Source organism: Pseudomonas sp. N-137 (assembly GCF_034555295.1).
Classification (GTDB): domain Bacteria; phylum Pseudomonadota; class Gammaproteobacteria; order Pseudomonadales; family Pseudomonadaceae; genus Aquipseudomonas; species Aquipseudomonas rhizophila.
The window spans coordinates 572,134-589,781 of sequence record NZ_JAXUDQ010000006.1; the positions used below are offsets into that span (position 1 = coordinate 572,134).

Genomic DNA, 17,648 nt, shown 5'->3' on the forward strand with positions numbered 1-17,648 from the left:
CTTAGCTCGATTTTTTGTGGCGCTCATACCAGGCCAGTATGGGTTGGGTACTCAAGCCATGGACCAAAATGCTCAGGGCCACCACCGACAGCGTGATATTGATGCACAACTGGACCATCTCTGGCTGTAAATCATGGTTCACCGCATAGAACAGATAAAACAGACTGCCGATGCCACGTATGCCGAACCAGCCAATCAGCAACCGTTGTGGCGTGTCCAGCAGCCGTCCCCAAGGCATCACCAGCAAGCTCAACGGGCGAATCACGGCAAACAGCAGACCACCGATGACCAAGGCCCGCCAGTCCCAATGAGTGGCAAGCGCCACCCCCAACAGCGTCACCAGAAACACTTCCATGGAACGCTCCACCAGACTGCCGAAGGCGAGCATGTCGCTCATCATGACCCCCGCAGCCACCTGACCCTCTTCCAGAGTCTCGGCGTCACCCCGGACCGCGTCCCGGGGGGTGACCGCTTCGTGCCCCACCACCGGTTGCACCAGGTGTTCTGCCGGGAGTGAGTGTTCATCCGTCGATTGCACCTCGGCTTGGCGCAGGCCCAGGCCAGCGGCGAACACCGAAAGAAAGCCATAACCCTGGAGGGCTTCGGCCACGACATAGGCCAGGGCAATCAGCGCCAGGGCCAGGTAATCGTTGGGCGAGAGGGTGCTGTCGGCGTTCTTGATGCGCATCGACAGGGTCAACCAGCCGATACCGCGGCCCATCCAGTAACCGGTGAGCAAACCGACCGGCACTGCCCACAACACATCCTGCAGCATCCAGTCACCGAGAAAGCCAAGGTCGTCCTCGCGCAGCAACAACAAGCCCAGAATCACAAAGGGGAAGGCCGTGCCGTCGTTCAAGCCGGCTTCCCCCGACAGGCCAAACCGTACCTGGTCATCATCCCGGGCATCGTTGACCTGCACCAACGCTGCGAGCACCGGATCGGTTGGCGCGAGGATTGCGCCGATCAACAACGACACGCCCCAACCGAGACCAAACAGGTAATGCAAGGTCAGGGTCAGGCCCGCGATGGTCAGGATCATCACCGGACCGGCCAGTGTGTAGGCCACACGCCAGCTTCGGTTCTTGAGGGGCAAGCGTAACTTGAGGCCGCTGACGAACAGCGAAAACACCACCGCGACTTCGGTGAGGTGCTCCATCCAGGCCGAGGAATCGGCAATGTCCAGCCTCAACAACTCCAGGCCCGCCGGCCCGATGGCAACGCCCAAACCCAGGCATATCGCCGAGGTGGTTACCGGCATCCAGCGCAGGTAGGAGGACGTCAGGGCCAAGGTCAGCAATACGGCGCCGAGCACCGCTACCCATACTGTGAAAATCATTGCTGCTCCTTGGATAGCTCGTAGGCATAGCTCGCAGGCACAGCCCCGAGTGAAACAGACACCGTCAAGCCAGTATCCGGCTCCTGTCGTTCATTCGAGGGTCTGAGCCAAGCGCCGGTTCCGTCAAAGCGATACGGCTCCGTTTATCCGGAGGACTTTCATCTGAAGGGAATTTTTCGTCATTCCTGGCGCTCTGCCAAAGTAGAGACGTGTTGATTCAGCGTCCTGCCGAGAACCCAAGAGGCCCTTATGACTGCGCTGACACCCCTCCAATCCCGGCCTGCCACCGTGCATTCATTCATGGATGCCGGGAGCGTGCGCCAATGCTATGAACGGCTGCTCCATGGCCCTGACGATGCTGACAAGCAAGCCGTCGCCCAGGCCTTCCTTCAGCAATGCGTGGGGCAGGCCGCGGCACTGCCCCTGGAACTGCCCGACACGCCCACGGCTCTGCAAGACTGGGTCGAGCAACACAGTGCCGGTGTAGCCCGCCAGTACGCCGAGTATCTGGAGCGGCGCAAAAACGCCGGTCCACGAGAGTTTTTCACTTGCAAGGCCCACGCCTTGTATTTCCTGCAGGCGGTGGCGCCCACCAAACTGGTGGACGGCGCGTGGTTGTATGGCGTGCTCAAGCATTGGCACGACCACCGTTTCGAAGGGCTGCTGAGCACTTATCTGGAAGAGTTGGGTGACGGCAATCCCTCGCAAAACCATGTGGTGATATACCGCAAGCTGCTCGCCGAACACGACCTGTCGGACGCGCCAGACATTGAAGACGAGCGCTACCTGCAAGGTGCCGTGCAATTGGCCCTGGGCTATGGCGGCGATGAATACCTGCCTGAAGTGATCGGCTACAACCTGGGTTACGAACAACTGCCCCTGCACCTGTTGATCAGCGCTTATGAGCTGACTGAGTTGGACATCGACCCTTATTACTTCACCCTCCACGTGACGATTGACAACGCGAGCACCGGTCATGCCCACAAGGCCATCCAGTCGCTGCTGCAACTGATGCCGATGGAGGCGGATCGCGAAGCGTTCTGGCACCGGGTCACCCTGGGTTATCGCCTCAATGATCTAGGCCACGGCAGCCGAACCATCATCGAGTCATTCGACCTGTATCGCGAAGTGCTGGACATGCTCGAACGCAAACGTCCGTTCGGCCAACACATGCATTCCGATTACTGCAAGTTCGAAGGCAAGACCGTCAATCAATGGCTCGCAGCGCCTGGACAACTGGAAGGCTTCCTGACGGCGCTGCAAAACAAGGGCTGGATCAAACGTCATGAAGATCCGCAGAACAGCCGGTTCTGGACGCTGATCGAAGGGGCGGGCGCGGCCATGTTCGGGGTGTTCAGCCCCTATGAAAAACAGTTGCTGCACGACTGGATCGCCGGTGACTGGACGCAGGAGCGCACTAAGAAAAGCCCGCGCCGCGCCCACGGTGCAGCGTGCGAGCCGCAGATGCCGATCGAGGACCTCGATGTACAGAGCCTGCAACAGACCCTGCGAGGCCAGACGCCCGATGCGCAGATGCAGACCCTGATGCCGTGGCTCTCGGCGCGCTGCCACAGCCATCCGGCCGGACTGCTGGCGACTCGTCGCTTCATCGAACTCAAATCCGCGCTGCGCTAGGAGCCCGCATGAATCAGGAAGAACGCCTATCCGAAACTGACCTGGCGCTATTGCAATTGGGCCGACGCCTGCAAGCCGACGGCTATCGCTTCATTACCCCGACACCCCTGACCCACGAACGCGTCAACCAACGACCTGGCAATGAACGCTCCAGGACCCTGAGGGATGTGTTCGGCTGGTCGCGCCCGTTTGCCCCGGGGCTGATCAGCGCCGATGAGCAGCGCCAGTTGCAGGAAGCCGAGGTGCTGCAAGCGCGCGACGGCCTGTTGCATAGCCGCGTGCGCTGGTCGAGCCTGGACGGCCTGCTGTTCGCTCATTCGCAATTTCCCACCCAAGCCAACGACGCGGTGTTTTTCGGCCCCGACAGCTATCGTTTCGCCCAACTGATCCATACTTATCTGCAACAGAACTTCACGGCAATACATCGGGCCGTGGACATCGGCTGTGGCGCCGGTGTCGGGGCGCTGGTCATTGCCCGCGCCCGGCGCGAGGCACAGGTGCTGGCCGTGGATATCAATCCGATGGCCCTGCGCCTGAGCGCGGTCAACGCGGCGCTGGCCGAGGTGTCCAACGTCGAGATCGCCCGAAGCGATGTACTCCAGGATGTGGAGGGCGACTTCGACCTGATCGTCGCCAATCCGCCGTACATGGCCGACCCCAGCGAACGGGCCTACCGCCATGGCGGTGGCGCACTGGGCGCCGGGCTGTCGCTGCGCATTGTCGAACAGGCCCTGCCACGGCTCACGCCCGGTGGCTCGCTGGTGCTCTACACCGGCGTGGCGATGGTCGATGGGCGTGATCCGTTTCTCGAGGCGCTTGAGCCTTGGCGCGACTCACCGGACTTCGGCTGGACTTACAAGGAATTGGACCCGGACGTGTTTGGTGAAGAACTGCTCACCCCGGGTTACCAGGACGTAGAAAGGATCGCCGTGGTGGCGTTGGTTGTAACCCGCATCGGCGCGGGTATCGGAGGGATTATCGATGAACAGGCGACTGAAGTTCGGCATTGAAGAGGAGTATTTCATCACCGATCTGCAAACCCGTTGTATGCCGGATCAACCCTCCGCAGAGGTTGTCACGGCGTGCCAGGCGCTACTGGGCAAGCATTTCGCCCATGAAATGTTCCAGTGTCAGATCGAGATGGCGTCGCCTATTTTCCGCAACTTGCCCGAGGCGGCCGATTACCTGGCCCAGGTCCGCACAGGCCTGACCCAGCGCCTGGCCGCCCATGGCCTGGGCCTGCTCAGCGCCGGCTCGCATCCCATGGCGACCCAGGGTCTGCAGCCCACCGACGAACTGCACTTTCAGCAGTTGTTCGACGATTACCAGCGGGTGGCCCGACGGAGCGTGCTTTCGGGCCTGCATGTGCACGTGGAGGTGCCGGCCCATAAGGACCGTGTCCGGGTCATGAACGAGGTGCTGCCCTGGCTGCCGATGTTCCTGGCGCTGAGTGCTTCGTCGCCGTTCTGGAACGGTGCCTACAGCGGGTTCAGCAGCTACCGTCAGGTCGCTTGCGATGAATGGCCGCGCATGGGCGTGCCGGAATTCTTCGAGGATGAGTCGGCGTTTGCCGGCTACGTGGACATGCTCATGCGCACCGGATCCATTCGCCAGCCCAGCGATTGCTGGTGGGTGATGCGGCCTTCGTCGCGTTATCCCACGCTGGAGCTGCGAATCTGCGATGCCTGTCCGCGTGTTGAAGATGTCCTGTGCCTGGTCTCGCTGTTTCGGTTGATGGTGGCCCATGCCATTGCACTACCCAAGCCCGGCGCGCACTTCAGCCTGACCTCCCACTGGATCCTCAAGGAAAATCGCTGGCGGGCCAAGCGTCATGGAATCCTGGCCGAGTTCATCCTGGAGGGGCAGGAGCAGCCGATGATGATCGGGGAGTGGATCACGCTGGCGGAGCAGACCTTCGGCGAGACTGCCGCCGCACTGGGCGTTGAGGATGTGTTCAAGCAGGCACGTCGTATCGTCCAGGAAGGCACCAGTTCCGATCGGCAAATCGTGCTCTACGAACAAGGGCTGCTGCTGGGCGACTCCACCGAGCACGCCTTGAGCAGGGTGGTCGATCAACTGTTGGCGGAAACTGCCGGGATGCCCGTGGCCGACCCGTCGCTGTTGCAAGTGGCAGGTGGTCCATGAGCAGCAAGACCCTGGAGGATTACAACCGGATGCGTGACTTCGACGCCACCCCGGAGCCGGCGGCCAAGCGTTCACGCAAATCGGCGAAAACCGCCCATGCCTTGCAGTTCTGCATTCAGAAGCACGACGCTTCACGGCTGCATTATGACTTCCGGCTGGAGCTGGACGGTGCGCTCAAGAGCTGGGCGGTGCCCAAGGGGCCGTCCCTGGACCCCAAGGTCAAGCGCCTGGCGGTGCATGTCGAAGACCATCCGCTGGATTACGCGACCTTCGAAGGCAGCATTCCCGAAGGCCATTATGGCGCTGGCGACGTCATTGTCTGGGATCGAGGCGTGTGGATTCCCCAGGGCGATGCCCATGAGGCCTATGAAAAAGGCCGGCTCAAGTTCGAGCTGCAAGGGGAAAAACTCAGTGGCCTGTGGAACCTGGTGCGCACCCACATGCCCGGCAAGCAGGAGCAGTGGTTCCTGATCAAGCACCAGGACGCAGCGGCACGTCCCGAAAGCGAGTACGACGTGGTCCAGGCCGAGCCGGACAGCGTGCTCAGCGAGCGCACCCTTGTACCCAAGCGCCGTGGCAAGGCTGCCGCCCAGGTCAAGGCTGTCCAGCAACCGAAAAAAGCCGCCACGCCCAAACCGTCAAAAAAAGCCTCAACCACAACCCTCAGCGGCGCGGTGGCCGGGGCGATTCCCAAGACGCTCAAACCGGAATTGGCCACGTTGGTAGAGCGCGCGCCTGAAGGCGAATGGCTCTATGAAATCAAGTTCGACGGTTACCGCGTCATGGCCCGCATTGAAAACGACGATGTCAGGCTGATCACCCGCAATGGCCATGACTGGACCCACAAGCTGCCCAAGCAGGCCGAAGCGCTGGCCGGATTAGGGCTGGAGTCCGCCTGGCTGGACGGTGAGATGGTGGTGGCCAACGAGCACGGCGTACCGGACTTCCAGGCCCTGCAGAACGCTTTCGACGCCGGCAGCAGCAACAAGATTGCCTACTACCTGTTCGACCTGCCTTACCTCAATGGCATGGACCTGCGCGAGGTGCCCGTGCAAGAGCGGCGGGCCGCGTTGGCGGCAGTGCTTGCGAGCAACAAGAATCCGCTGTTGCGCTTCTCCGATGCCTTCGAAGAAACCCCTGAAGCCTTGCTCAACAGTGCATGCCAAATGCAGATGGAAGGACTGATTGGTAAACGTATGGGCAGCGCCTACGTTTCCCGGCGCAGCAACGACTGGATCAAGCTCAAGTGCAAGAATCGCCAGGAGTTCGTCGTAGTCGGTTTCAGCGAGCCCAAGGGCGCCCGCAACGGCTTCGGCGCCTTGTTGCTGGGGCTGCACGATGCCGACAGCGGGCAACTGCGCTATGCCGGCAAGGTCGGCACAGGGTTCAACGAGCAAACCCTCACAAGCATTCACCAGCAATTGTTGCCCCTGGAAAGAAAAAAAGCCGCGGTGGTCAACCCACCCACCGGATACGAGGCCAAAGGAGTGCATTGGCTGGAACCGACGCTACTGGCTGAAGTGGCGTTTGCCGAGATGACCAAGGAAGGCTCGGTGCGCCATGCCGTGTTTCATGGTTTGCGCAACGATAAACCGGCCAAGGCGATCACCCAGGAGCTGGCCAAACCCGTGAAAAAGACTGCGGAAAAAACCAAAGCCAAAACCAAAACCAAAACCACTCAGGCGCCAGCCATGGACGGTAAGGTGCGCATCACCCACCCTGAGCGAGTCATTGATCCCAGCAGCGGCACGACCAAGCTGCAACTGGCCGAGTACTACGCCAGCGTCGCCGAGTTCATCCTGCCGGAACTGGCCGACCGCCCGGTGGCACTGGTCAGGGCGCCGGATGGCATTGCCGGTGAGTTGTTTTTCCAGAAAAACGCCGAGCGCCTGGCGATTCCTGGTATCACCACCCTGGACAAATCATTGACCGGGCAGCCGGTAATGATCATCAACAATCCCGAAGCGTTGATCGGCGCGGTGCAAATGAGCACGGTGGAGTTACACACCTGGAATGCCACGTCGGTGAACCTGGACAAGCCTGATCGCTTTGTTCTCGACCTTGACCCGGATCCGGCCCTGCCTTGGAAAAGCATGGTGGAAGCGACGCATCTGACCTTGTCGGTACTCGATGAACTAGGGCTCAAGGCGTTTCTCAAGACCAGCGGCGGCAAAGGCATCCACATTGTCGTGCCCTTGACCCGCAAGTTGGGTTGGGACGAGGTCAAGGGCTTCAGCCATGCGATTGTCAGCCACATGGCCAAGCTGTTGCCGGATCGATTCTCGGCGGTCTCCGGGCCAAAGAACCGGGTAGGGCGGATCTTCATCGACTACCTGCGTAACGGCCTGGGCGCCACCACCATCTGCGCCTATGCCGCCCGTACCCGTGAAGGGTTGCCGGTGTCGGTGCCGATCTTTCGCGAGGAAGTGGCCGAACTCAAAGGCGCAAACCTGTGGACCGTGCACAACGTCCATGAGCGTTTGGCGCAAGTGGGTCACGAGCCTTGGGCGGGCCTGAAGAAGACCCGCCAAAGCATCACCGCCGACATGCGTCGACGCATTGGTATGAAAAAGACCGATAAATAGCTTGGTTCGATGCCTCCCGGACTCATCCACTTATCGGAACGCGCAGATATTCCGGCTGCAGGACGTTGAACCATAGCAGAATCATTTCCACCAGAATGGTCACCAGCACCAAGAGTCCTACGCCCCATACGCTGGCCGAGTACAACAGACCTTGTTCCTTCTTGAGATTCATGAACTTGGGCAGGCCCACAAACAGCAAAAAGGTCGAGTAGGCCGACGCCATTGCCAGCGCGATCACCGCCAGCCAGCGGTTGGGGTAGAGCCCGAAAATCCCGGCCAGGAAGTAGGGCGTGGCGGTGTAGGCGGCAAAACCAATGCACTGGTTGACCGTAGGGCGGGCATCGAAGGTGCGCGACATCCAGCGGATGAACAGCCCCATGAGCATCACGCCGGCCACGATGGTCAGGTACAGCAGCACACTCAGTTGAAGTGCGCTGGCAGTGCTGAGCCGTACCGTTTCGTTTTCAGCCAGGCTCCAGCCGGTCCAGGTGGTCCCAATGAACAGGCACACCACGGGAATCAGGGCGAGCAACAACAGGTGAGCCAGATAGTGGCGCGGATGAGCTTGTTCCTGTTCGCGGATGTCTTTCCAGGCAAACTCGGGGTGGGTGAACAGTTTGACGAAAGGGGCGGACATGACGACCTCCTGATCAGTACAGCCTCTGGTGAGGCCCATACGGATTTGAGATACAGGATCGGTCGGGGGTTCATTTATTTGGAGTGCCCGAGGAGGGGCGTGATCAGAGGGAATGAATCCATACGGCCGGGGTCAATCCATCAGCATCCCTGAAGGACTGTATGCCATGACCATTGCTTGCTCCCTGGTTGATTACTTGCGTGAACACGAGCTGCGCCTGACGACGGCCGAGTCCTGTACCGCCGGCAAGATCGTCACCTTGCTGGCCGAAGTACCCGGCAGTGGTTCGCTGATTGAAAGCGGTTACGTGGTGTATTCCCCGGAGGCTAAACAACGATTGCTGGGGGTCAACCCATGCACCATCGACACCTTCAATCTCACCAGCCGTGAGGTGGCCGAGGAAATGGCCCTCGGTGCCCTGCGCGACGCCAATGCCAACGTCGCCGTGGCCACCACCGGCATTCTCGGGCCGGATGACATGGACGGCATTCCGGCCGGCACCGTCTGTTTTGCCTGGGCGTTCGATATGGCCGGCGAGCGAGCGCTGTTCAGTCGCCTGGAAAGGTTTTTCGGGACTCGCAACCAGGTCCAAAGGTGGGCCGCCGAACATGCGCTCGTGCAGTTGCGGCACTTTCATCAACGCGCGCTGGCGGGTGAGCGCAGATAGGGGATCACCATGACCCACCCCACTGATCCCGAGGAATTGCGCAGCCGCCAGTTCCCGGTCCGCGAAGACATGGCCTACCAGCTCAAGGTCTGGCGTTTCGAGCGGGTGGGTTGGTACGTGTTGGTATTGCTGGTGATCCTGACGTTGCTTGGATTGTTCTCTCGTGGCCCGTTGAGCACCCGAAATGTACACAGCGCAGATGGCCGACTCGGCGTCGAGTACGAAATGTTCCACCGCAACGGTTCTACCAACCCCATGGTCATCCATCTGATGGGGCAGCCCAATGCCGTGCTGGAGGTGGAACTGGTCGGCCAGTGGCTGGAGGGTTTCGAGGTGCAAACCCTCCAGCCCCAGCCCGTGCGCTCGGCGAGTGCGGAGCGGGGCCTGAAGCTGTGGGTCCAGGCGGATGCCAAGGGAGAGGCCAGCCTTTATCTGTCACTGCTGGGCGATGGGCTGGGGCTCTATCACAGCCGTATCGACACGCCCGATGGCGCCACGGTCAGGTTCAATCAATTCATTTTTCCCTAGGTGACGTATGGACTCTGTGCTGCGGGCTGCCGCGATCTATGTGGCGTTGCTGGTACTGTTCAAGATCGCCGGGCGACGCTCCCTGGCGGAAATCACCACGTTTGATTTTGTCCTGCTGATGATCATCGGCGAGGCCACCCAGCAGGCGTTGCTGGGGGATGATTTCTCGTTGACCAATTCGTTGATGGTGATCGTGACGCTGATTGCCATCGATGTGGGCTTGTCGCTGCTCAAGCAACGCTCCCAATGGGTCTCGCAACTGATTGACGGCGGCCCGACCATTATTGTGGAGGATGGGCGAATACTGAAGGCACGCCTGCGCCATGCCCGCTTGATAGAAGAAGACATCATGGAAGCGGCACGGTCGAGCCAGGGAATCGAGACACTGGAACAGATCAAGTTCGCGATTATCGAACGTAACGGCAAGATTTCGGTGATTGCCAAGGAGCCGTGAGGCCCTTCACATGATTCATGGCGAGGGCTACATCCCCTCGCCACAACAGCTGCCCACCATTGCTTGACTCACAGGATCGGCTTGCCGCCCGTAATCCCATACCGGGAACCGGAAATGTAGCTCGCCTCATCCGAAGCCAGCAGTACATAGATCGGCGCCACTTCCACCGGCTGGCCAGGACGGCCAAGGGGCGTCTGGGAGCCGAAGTTCTGTACTTCTTCCTCAGGCATGGTGGCGACAATCAGCGGTGTCCAGATCGGCCCTGGCGCCACGCTGTTCACCCGGATGCCCTTGGGGCCGAGCATCTGCGCCAGCCCGCCGGTGAAGTTGGCGATGGCGCCTTTGGTGGTGGCGTAGGCCAGCAGAGTCGGCTTGGGCATGTCGGAGTTGACCGAACTGGTGTTGATGATCGAGCCACCCGCCTTCATATGCGGGACGGCGGCCTGGCAGATCCTGAACATCGAGGTGATGTTGATATCAAACGTGCGCACCCACTCTTCGTCGGGGATGTCTTCCAGGTTTTCGTGAGTCATCTGGAACGCGGCGTTGTTGACCAGAATGTCGATATGCCCGAAACGGGCGACGGTTTCGTCGACGATCTTGCGGCATTGGGCCTTGTCCGCCAGATCGCCGGGCAGCAACAGGCATTGGCGGCCGGCCTGTTCTACCCAGCGGGCGGTCTCCCTGGCGTCTTCATGCTCGTCCAGGTAGGAAATGGCCACGTCAGCGCCCTCACGGGCGAAGGCAATCGCCACGGCACGACCGATGCCGCTGTCGGCGCCCGTGATCAAGGCGATCTTGCTTTCCAGGCGTCCAGAACCGGTGTAGCTCTGTTCTCCGCAGTCTGGATACGGGTCCATCTTGCGTTGAGTGCCGGGCACCGGTTGGCTTTGTTTTGGGAACGGCGGGGTAGGGTAGTCAGTCATGACATTCTCCATGCTGGATGTGTAGTCGATGGAGGGTGGACTGTGGGCCTTCAGGCAGAGTTCGCTCGGATTCCGGGGCCGAGCGATGAGCGTGGTCCGAGCCCTTTTGCCAATCGCGAATCAACATCGGCTAATGTTGGACGAATGCAGATAAGGAGCCGGACAGATGTTCAGTCACATACAGATTGGCGCGCGGGACCTGCCAACAATGGTCGCGTTTTATGATGCCGTGCTGGGCTGCCTGGGGTTGGTACGCCTGCCCAGCGAAAACGACTCGGGCCCGCCGGGAGAAGGCTGGCATCAACCCGGCAAGCGTTGGCCTCAGGTGTTCGTGCAATTACCGTTCAATGGTTTGCCCGCGACCTGGGGCAATGGCATGCAAGTGAGTTTCGCCGCCGATTCGCCGCACACCGTACAGGCCGCCTGGGCGCAGGCCATCGCCCTGGGCGGCACCGACGAAGGCCCGCCGGGCCCGCGGCCCCAGTATTCGGAAGGGTATTTCGGGGCCTATTGCCGCGATCCGGAGGGGAACAAGTTGTGCTTTGTTTATGCGCCGGATATGGATGAGTAAAACGCGGATCCATTGTGGCGAGGGAGCTTGCTCCCTCGCCACAGAGGATCTTCGTCGTCAGGGAGATCAGCCCCTGGCCTTCAAGCTCCGCTCCATCCGCGTAATCCCTTCCTCCAGCAGCGCCCGTGGGCAGCCGAAGTTCAAGCGCACGAATTGCCCGGCATCGTCACCGAAATCCAGTCCGGCACTCAGGCCTACCTTGGCTTGCTTCAGGAAAAAGCCCTGCGGGTCGTCCAGCCCCAATCCCGAGCAATCCAGCCAGGCCAGGTAAGTGCCCTGGGGCACGGTCATGGTGATGCCCGGCAGGCGGGTCTTTACGGCGTCGACCAGATAGTCGCGGTTGGCTTGCAGGTAAGCCTTCAATTCTTCCAGCCACGGGCCAGCTTCGCTGTAGGCCGCGCGGGTCGCTTCAAGGCCCAGGGCGTTGACGCTGTCGACCATGCCGGCCCGGGCACTGTTGACCCGCTCGCGGACTTTGGCGTTCTGGATGATGGCGAATGAAGTTTTCAGCCCGGCAATGTTGTAGGCCTTGCTGGCCGACATCAGGGTGATGGTGCGCTCGGCAATCTCCGGGCTGAGGGTGGCGGTGGGGATGTGCACACGACCGTCGAAGCACAGCTCGGCATGGATTTCGTCAGAGATGATCCAGGCATTCTGTTCCAGGCAGATATCCGCCACGGCCTTGAGTTCTTCCCGGGCAAACACCTTGCCCAACGGGTTGTGAGGGTTGCTCAGCAACAGCGCACCGCCACCTTGCAACGCGTCACGCAACGCGGCCAGGGGTGTGTGGAACTCGCCGTTGAGCGGGTTGAACGGCAGTTCAACCTTGTTCAGTTGCCAGTGAGCAGGGGCATTGCGCAGCGGCGGGTAATTGGGCACCTGTACCACAACGTTCTGCGCAGGCTCCACCAAGGCGTGCAGTGCCATGTTGAAGCCTGGTTCGACACCCGGCAGGAAGACGATCTGCTGAGGCTCGACGCGCCAGGCGTACTTGTTCCAGAGGTCCGCAACGATGGCGGCGCGCAGCGAGTCCTGGGCCACGCTGTAGCCGAGCATGGGGTGTTCGAGGCGTTTGTGCAGTGCGTCGATGACCACCGGCGGAGCAGGGAAGTCCATATCAGCCACCCACATGGGCAACACGTCAGCGGGGTAGCGACTCCACTTGGTGCTACCGGTACCGTGGCGCTCCAATACCGTGTCGAAATCGAAAGTCATGGGGGTTCCATCAGGTCTGGGAATGAGATGGCGAACATCATAAAGCAAAGATCAGTGAAAAAAGGAAGATGGCGTAGTGCCACTAACCAGGAGGAATCGGCTACAGTTCGATTCCGACACGCCGATAAGGCTTGAAGCCAGCATTGGTAACGGACCCTCCAAGCCCCCCGAAAAGGACAGCCCCCATGACATCGCCCGTGCGCTTTACGATCACTACCGTAAAGCTGATCGCATCATGCTGGGGTTACTCTGGCTCACTTTTGTCTACTCCCTGTGCCTGGCCTTCCTGCACTCCACCTTCAGCCAGGCGCTGCTGATAGGAGCGACGACCTGTCTGCTGACCACCGTGCTTTATCGCGGCCTGGGCGGCACCCGGGCCATGCGCTGTGTCATCGCCGTGGCGCTGATGGTCATGGCCGCCTTGCACATCAACCAGACCCGTGGCGTGATCGAGTTCCACTTCGGGATTTTCGTACTGTTGGCGGTGCTGACGTTCTACCGTGACTGGCTGCCGATCATCGTGGCCGCCGCCACTATCGCTATTCACCACGTCGGTTTTCACTGGCTTCAGCACCAGGGTTATCCGGTGTTCGTCATGGCCAACCATGGCGGCTGGACCATGATTTTCATCCACGCCTTCTACGTGGTGGTGGAAAGCGTGATCCTGATTTACCTGGCGAACCAGAGCCTGGCCGATGCCACGGAAAACCAGGATGTGCTCGACAAAGTGCTGGCCGCCGCTATGCAGTTGAGCAGTGACACCCAGACCCAGCGCAACCGGGGGGACAAAGCCTCTTCGTCCGAGCGTTTCGATCATTTCCTGCAGCAGATCACCAACCTGGTAGACGGCGTGGTGCGCGATACCCGCAACCTTTCGGACTTGGGTCAGGACCTTTCTCAAGTCGGCCAGACACTGGAGCACGGCGCCAGGCATCAGCTCAATGAAGTGGCACAGATGAGCGGCGCGATTGGCCATCTGGTCCAGGCCATGGACAGCATTGCCGGGCATGTCGGCCAGACGGTACAACGGGCCGGCCAAGCCAGTGAACAGGTCAGCCGCGGACGCAGCACCGTTGACCAGAGCCGCGAGGAGATTGTCGAGTTGGCCGGTCGCCTCAACCTGACCAACGAAACCGTGCAAGGCCTGGCCGAGCAGGCGCAACAGATCGGCCAGGTGCTGGACGTCATTAACAGCATCGCCGAACAAACCAACCTGTTGGCCCTCAACGCCGCCATCGAGGCCGCCCGGGCCGGGGAGCAGGGACGCGGTTTTGCGGTAGTAGCGGACGAAGTCCGGACCCTGTCGCAAAAGACCTCGACGTCCACCACGGAAATCCAGCAGATCATCGCCAAGCTGCAACAGGGCAGCCGTCAGGCAGCCCTCGCCATGCAAGACAGCCAGGAAGGGGTACAACGCTGCGTATCGGCCAGCCAACTCGCCTCGCAACTGCTGAATGCAGTGGTAGAGGACATCGCGGCGATCAACCACTTCAACGGCCTGATCGCCAGCACCACCCAGGAACAATCCGAGGCCTCGAAGGGCATCAATGAACGCTTGCAAAGCGTCCAGGCCGTCGCTGAGCGCAACGCCGATAACATCGGCATTCTGACTCGGAGCAGTCAATGCCTGCCACCGTTGGCCGAACGCTTGGCGGTGTTGGGGCAGGCGTTTCATCGTAAAGGTGAGGCGGTTTGAGGTCTTTCACGCCGGGCCTTTTCAGTCCACGCCCGGTAAAGAAGGCTGGCGATTGACGGCAAAACGCACCTCACCTAGCATGACGCCATCATTTTGATATCTTTTTTAGTTTGGAGAAAAGTGTGCGGTTTAGAGCGCTTACGATTGGTTTTGTATTGATACTGGCCGGGTGTACCAACATTAAAGTCGAACCGGTGGAGCGCCAATATCAAATTTCGAAGATTTGTATTGAAGAGAATCCAAAAGTCGTCGTTGGCGACTTTGTCGATGGCTTGCAACTCCTCTTACGCAAGCACCATATCGAGAGCCAGCTCTACACCAGATCTGTGCCGAGCACCTGCGAGTACCGTTTGACCTATACCGCGATTCGCTCGTGGGATTTTTCTGCCTACCTGTCCGATGCCAGTATTTCTCTTTATAAGGGCAATCAAAAAATCGGCTTTGCGCACTATCATCTGACGGGGGAGGGAGGATTCGATCCGTCTAAAATGGCAACGGTCGAGGAAAAAATGGAGCCGGTAATCAATCAGTTATTGGGGCAGAACAAATGAGCGCGACAATAAAAAAAATAACAGGGCTGGTGCTCCTGCTCCTATTGACCGGCTGCGGCCATACAACTTCCAACCAACCCTATTTCGACCCTCCGTCGCCACCTCAAGGTAAGGCGCTCGTTTATCTGGCGCGGACGCATGTCATTCAAGGCAGCTTTTATGACAGCATATTCAGCATTAATGACAGCGCGGTAGTGGGCCTCAATGAACGGACCTATTCCTGGGTCTACGTGAGCCCCGGCCAGCACAAGATAGCTGCTGGACAGAACAACCATCCCCGAAACGTATTCCTGAACCTGCAGATTGAAGAGGGTAACGAGTATTTCGTTGAATACACTCAGGAACACATGGTTGAGCTTATTCGGGCTCGGAATACGCAGGAAGGAAAAGCAATGGTAAGGGGTTACTCGTACATCCCCGTACGATAGTGAATCTGGAGATACACTCCATCACGTCATCTTGAACGGCAACTCACGCATTGGCTTGCCCGTCAGGCTGGCAATGGCATTGGCAAAAGCCGGAGCCAACGCCGGCAGGCCGGGCTCGCCCATCCCGGTGGGTGGTTCGGCGCTTGGCACGATGTGCACGGCAAACTCCGGCATGTCGGTAATGCGTGGAACGCTGAAGTCAGCAAAGTTGCTCTGCTGCACGACGCCGTCTTTCAAGGTGATGGCGCCGCCCGGCAGGCACATCGACAATCCCATCAGCGCTGCGCCTTGCACCTGAGCTTCAACACTGCGCGGGTTGACCACCAGGTTGCAGTGCACACCCGCAGTCACTTGGTGCAGCACCGGACGGCCACTCTGCACCGACGCCTCAACGACATAAGCCACCACCGAACTGAACGACTCGTGCACCGCCACGCCCCAGGCATGGCCAGCCGGTAGCGGGCGTTTGCCATATTCGCTCTTGTCCACCGCCAATTGCAGCGCTGCGCGATGGCGCGGGCTTTGATCGGCGAACAGCTTCATCCGATAGGCCACCGGATCCTGCTTGGTTGTACGGGCGATCTCATCGATCAAGGTTTCCATCACAAAAGCCGTATGGGTGGAGCCTACGCTGCGCCACCAGAGGATGGGGACGTTGACTTTCGGGTGATGGACCGTCAGGCGCATCGGCAGCGGATAAGGATCACGCATACCTTCCGTGGCGGTGGGGTCGATGCCGTTCTTCACTTGGCCACCAAACACGGTGCCGGTAAGAATGGATTGCCCGACCAGGGCGTGATCCCAGGCCAGTACCTTGCCGGCGTCGTCAAAACCGATGCGCGCGCGATGCAGGTGCATGGGGCGATAGTAGCCGCCCTTGATGTCGTCTTCCCGGCTCCAGAGCGTGCGCACAGGCGCGTCAAGCCCCTCAGCGCGGGCGGCTTTGGCCACTTCGCAAGCCAGCACGACAAAGTCGCTGGTGGGCACGCCGCGCCGGCCAAAACCACCGCCGGCCGTCTGCACGTTCAGCTGGATTTGCTCGGGCTTGAGATTCAGTACCTTGGCGGCCGCCGCACTGTCGCCGCCGGGAAACTGCGTGCCGACCCACAGTTCGGCGCGTTCTTCGCCGAGCTGGACAGTACAGTTCAACGGCTCCATGGGGGCGTGGGCGAGGTAGGGGAATACGAACTCAGCTTCCAGTTGATGCGGCGCGGTTGCCAGCGGCGTCATGTCGGCATCGAAGCGCAGTGGGCCGGGCTGGCCGGCCAGCTCCCGGTACTGGAGCAATTGTTTTTCGCTGTCCACCTTTTCGACCGACGCCAGGTCCCACTCCAGCTTCAAGGCATCGCGCGCGAGCTTCGCCTGCCAGTAGCTATCGGCGACTACCGCGACACCTTCGGCGCCGCCGTCCAACGGCACGCGCAATACCGCTTTCACGCCCCGGGTGGCGCGTGCCGCGCTGTCATCCAACGAAGCGATTCTGGCACCGAACACCGGCGGGTGGGCGACCACGGCAGTGAGTTGCCCTGGCAGATGCATATCGATGCCGAAGTCCTGCTGGCCGCTGCTCTTGGCTTTGGCATCGATGCGCGTGGTGGCATGGCCAATGATGCGAAAGTCCTTGGGGTCCTTGAGTGTCACCTTTTCCGGCACAGGCAGCGCCATAGCGGCCTCGGCCAATTCGCCGTAGCTTGCCTTACGGCCCGCCGGGCCGAGCACCATGCCGGCTTGGGTGCTGAGGCTGGCCACGTCCACGTTCCAGCGTGCTGCCGCCGCCGAGAGCAGCATGGCACGAGCACGGGCGCCAAGTTCGCGGTACTGGGTATAGCTGTTCTTGATCGAATTGGAGCCGCCAGTGAGGTGTATACCAAAGATCGGATCCTGATAAGCAGCATCACCGCTGCCGTTGCGGGCTCGCACCAGACTCCAGTCGGCATCGAGCTCTTCGGCAAGAATCATCGGGAGGCTGGTTTGCACGCCCTGGCCGAATTCCAACCGGTTGATCGTCACGGTGACTTCGCCGTTGGGCGCGATCTGTACGAATGCCGAAGGTTGCTGATTCGGCTTGAGTGGTACTGCGGCGTCGCCGTTGGCCTCTTGCGCCAAGGCAAGATGAGGAAAAGCGCCCAAGGCCAGACCGCCGATGCCGACAATCTTGAGGAAACTGCGGCGGGGAAGGGTGGTAGGGCCGTCAGCCTGATCGCGCTCAAGCATGTGCTGTAAAGCGCGGGGAATCTCGTCTGGAAAAATCTCGTTCAACATGGCGAACTC

At 60.3% G+C, this 17,648-nt stretch carries 16 protein-coding genes; 11 read left to right on the forward strand and 5 right to left on the reverse strand.

Going from position 1 to position 17,648, the window contains the following annotated elements; genetic code table 11:
* Position 1: 1 nt before the first annotated feature.
* A complete protein-coding gene (locus T3A99_RS04810; RefSeq protein ID WP_322834003.1) occupies positions 2-1,339 on the reverse strand; it encodes a sodium:proton antiporter in 1,338 nt (445 codons plus the stop codon).
* Positions 1,340-1,588: 249 nt separating this feature from the next.
* Here T3A99_RS04810 and T3A99_RS04815 point away from each other — a divergent pair, with 249 nt between their 5' ends.
* The 4 genes from T3A99_RS04815 to ligD are packed head-to-tail and all read left to right on the forward strand — an operon-like array spanning position 1,589 to position 7,704.
* A complete protein-coding gene (locus T3A99_RS04815; protein WP_322834004.1) occupies positions 1,589-2,974 on the forward strand; it encodes an iron-containing redox enzyme family protein in 1,386 nt (461 codons plus the stop codon).
* Positions 2,975-2,982: 8 nt separating this feature from the next.
* Positions 2,983-3,984, forward strand: a complete 1,002-nt coding sequence (locus T3A99_RS04820) for a class I SAM-dependent methyltransferase (protein WP_322834005.1) — start codon at positions 2,983-2,985, stop codon at positions 3,982-3,984.
* A complete protein-coding gene (locus T3A99_RS04825; RefSeq protein ID WP_047226455.1) occupies positions 3,956-5,119 on the forward strand; it encodes a carboxylate-amine ligase in 1,164 nt (387 codons plus the stop codon). Before T3A99_RS04820 ends, T3A99_RS04825 begins: the two co-directional genes overlap by 29 nt.
* On the forward strand, positions 5,116-7,704 hold the full coding sequence (gene ligD / locus T3A99_RS04830; protein WP_322834006.1) for a DNA ligase D: 2,589 nt from the start codon (positions 5,116-5,118) through the stop codon (positions 7,702-7,704). The genes T3A99_RS04825 and ligD overlap by 4 nt, the downstream gene beginning before the upstream one ends.
* 22 nt (positions 7,705-7,726) lie before the next feature.
* On the opposite strand, the gene T3A99_RS04835 is transcribed toward ligD, so the two are convergent.
* Complete coding sequence (locus T3A99_RS04835) at positions 7,727-8,341, reverse strand: Yip1 family protein (protein ID WP_160892738.1); 615 nt, start codon at positions 8,339-8,341, stop codon at positions 7,727-7,729.
* Between the two features lie 166 nt (positions 8,342-8,507).
* Here T3A99_RS04835 and T3A99_RS04840 point away from each other — a divergent pair, with 166 nt between their 5' ends.
* Genes T3A99_RS04840 through T3A99_RS04850 form a run of 3 tightly spaced genes read left to right on the forward strand, consistent with a single transcriptional unit; the run spans position 8,508 to position 9,990 of the window.
* Positions 8,508-9,008 carry a CinA family protein gene (locus tag T3A99_RS04840; RefSeq protein WP_274090452.1) on the forward strand — a complete coding sequence of 167 codons (501 nt, stop codon included), beginning with the start codon at positions 8,508-8,510 and terminating at the stop codon, positions 9,006-9,008.
* A 9-nt stretch (positions 9,009-9,017) separates the two neighbouring features.
* Positions 9,018-9,536, forward strand: coding sequence for a hypothetical protein (locus T3A99_RS04845; RefSeq protein ID WP_047226458.1), 519 nt, complete (start codon positions 9,018-9,020; stop codon positions 9,534-9,536).
* A gap of 7 nt (positions 9,537-9,543) precedes the next feature.
* Entirely contained in the window at positions 9,544-9,990 is a 447-nt protein-coding gene (locus tag T3A99_RS04850; RefSeq protein WP_047226459.1) for a DUF421 domain-containing protein, read from the forward strand.
* 68 nt (positions 9,991-10,058) lie between these two features.
* Here T3A99_RS04850 and T3A99_RS04855 read toward each other — a convergent pair whose 3' ends face one another.
* Positions 10,059-10,916: an SDR family oxidoreductase gene (locus T3A99_RS04855; RefSeq protein ID WP_047226460.1), complete on the reverse strand. Its 858-nt coding sequence runs from the start codon at positions 10,914-10,916 to the stop codon at positions 10,059-10,061.
* Between the two features lie 166 nt (positions 10,917-11,082).
* Between T3A99_RS04855 and T3A99_RS04860 the strand changes: the two genes are divergently transcribed.
* Positions 11,083-11,487: a VOC family protein gene (locus T3A99_RS04860; RefSeq protein WP_047226461.1), complete on the forward strand. Its 405-nt coding sequence runs from the start codon at positions 11,083-11,085 to the stop codon at positions 11,485-11,487.
* A gap of 66 nt (positions 11,488-11,553) precedes the next feature.
* Here the strand turns inward: T3A99_RS04860 and T3A99_RS04865 are convergent, their stop codons facing one another.
* Complete coding sequence (locus T3A99_RS04865) at positions 11,554-12,702, reverse strand: MalY/PatB family protein (protein ID WP_076384669.1); 1,149 nt, start codon at positions 12,700-12,702, stop codon at positions 11,554-11,556.
* Between the two features lie 988 nt (positions 12,703-13,690).
* Here T3A99_RS04865 and T3A99_RS27815 point away from each other — a divergent pair.
* From T3A99_RS27815 to T3A99_RS04880, 3 genes are all read left to right on the forward strand, one after another.
* Positions 13,691-14,398: a methyl-accepting chemotaxis protein gene (locus tag T3A99_RS27815; protein ID WP_411157100.1), complete on the forward strand. Its 708-nt coding sequence runs from the start codon at positions 13,691-13,693 to the stop codon at positions 14,396-14,398.
* Between the two features lie 122 nt (positions 14,399-14,520).
* Positions 14,521-14,949, forward strand: coding sequence for an Sbal_3080 family lipoprotein (locus tag T3A99_RS04875; RefSeq protein WP_047226464.1), 429 nt, complete (start codon positions 14,521-14,523; stop codon positions 14,947-14,949).
* Positions 14,946-15,377, forward strand: coding sequence for a DUF2846 domain-containing protein (locus T3A99_RS04880; RefSeq protein WP_274090449.1), 432 nt, complete (start codon positions 14,946-14,948; stop codon positions 15,375-15,377). The genes T3A99_RS04875 and T3A99_RS04880 overlap by 4 nt, the downstream gene beginning before the upstream one ends.
* Positions 15,378-15,398: 21 nt before the next feature.
* On the opposite strand, the gene T3A99_RS04885 is transcribed toward T3A99_RS04880, so the two are convergent.
* Positions 15,399-17,639, reverse strand: coding sequence for a xanthine dehydrogenase family protein molybdopterin-binding subunit (locus T3A99_RS04885; RefSeq protein WP_305468415.1), 2,241 nt, complete (start codon positions 17,637-17,639; stop codon positions 15,399-15,401).
* Positions 17,640-17,648: the final 9 nt, after the last annotated feature.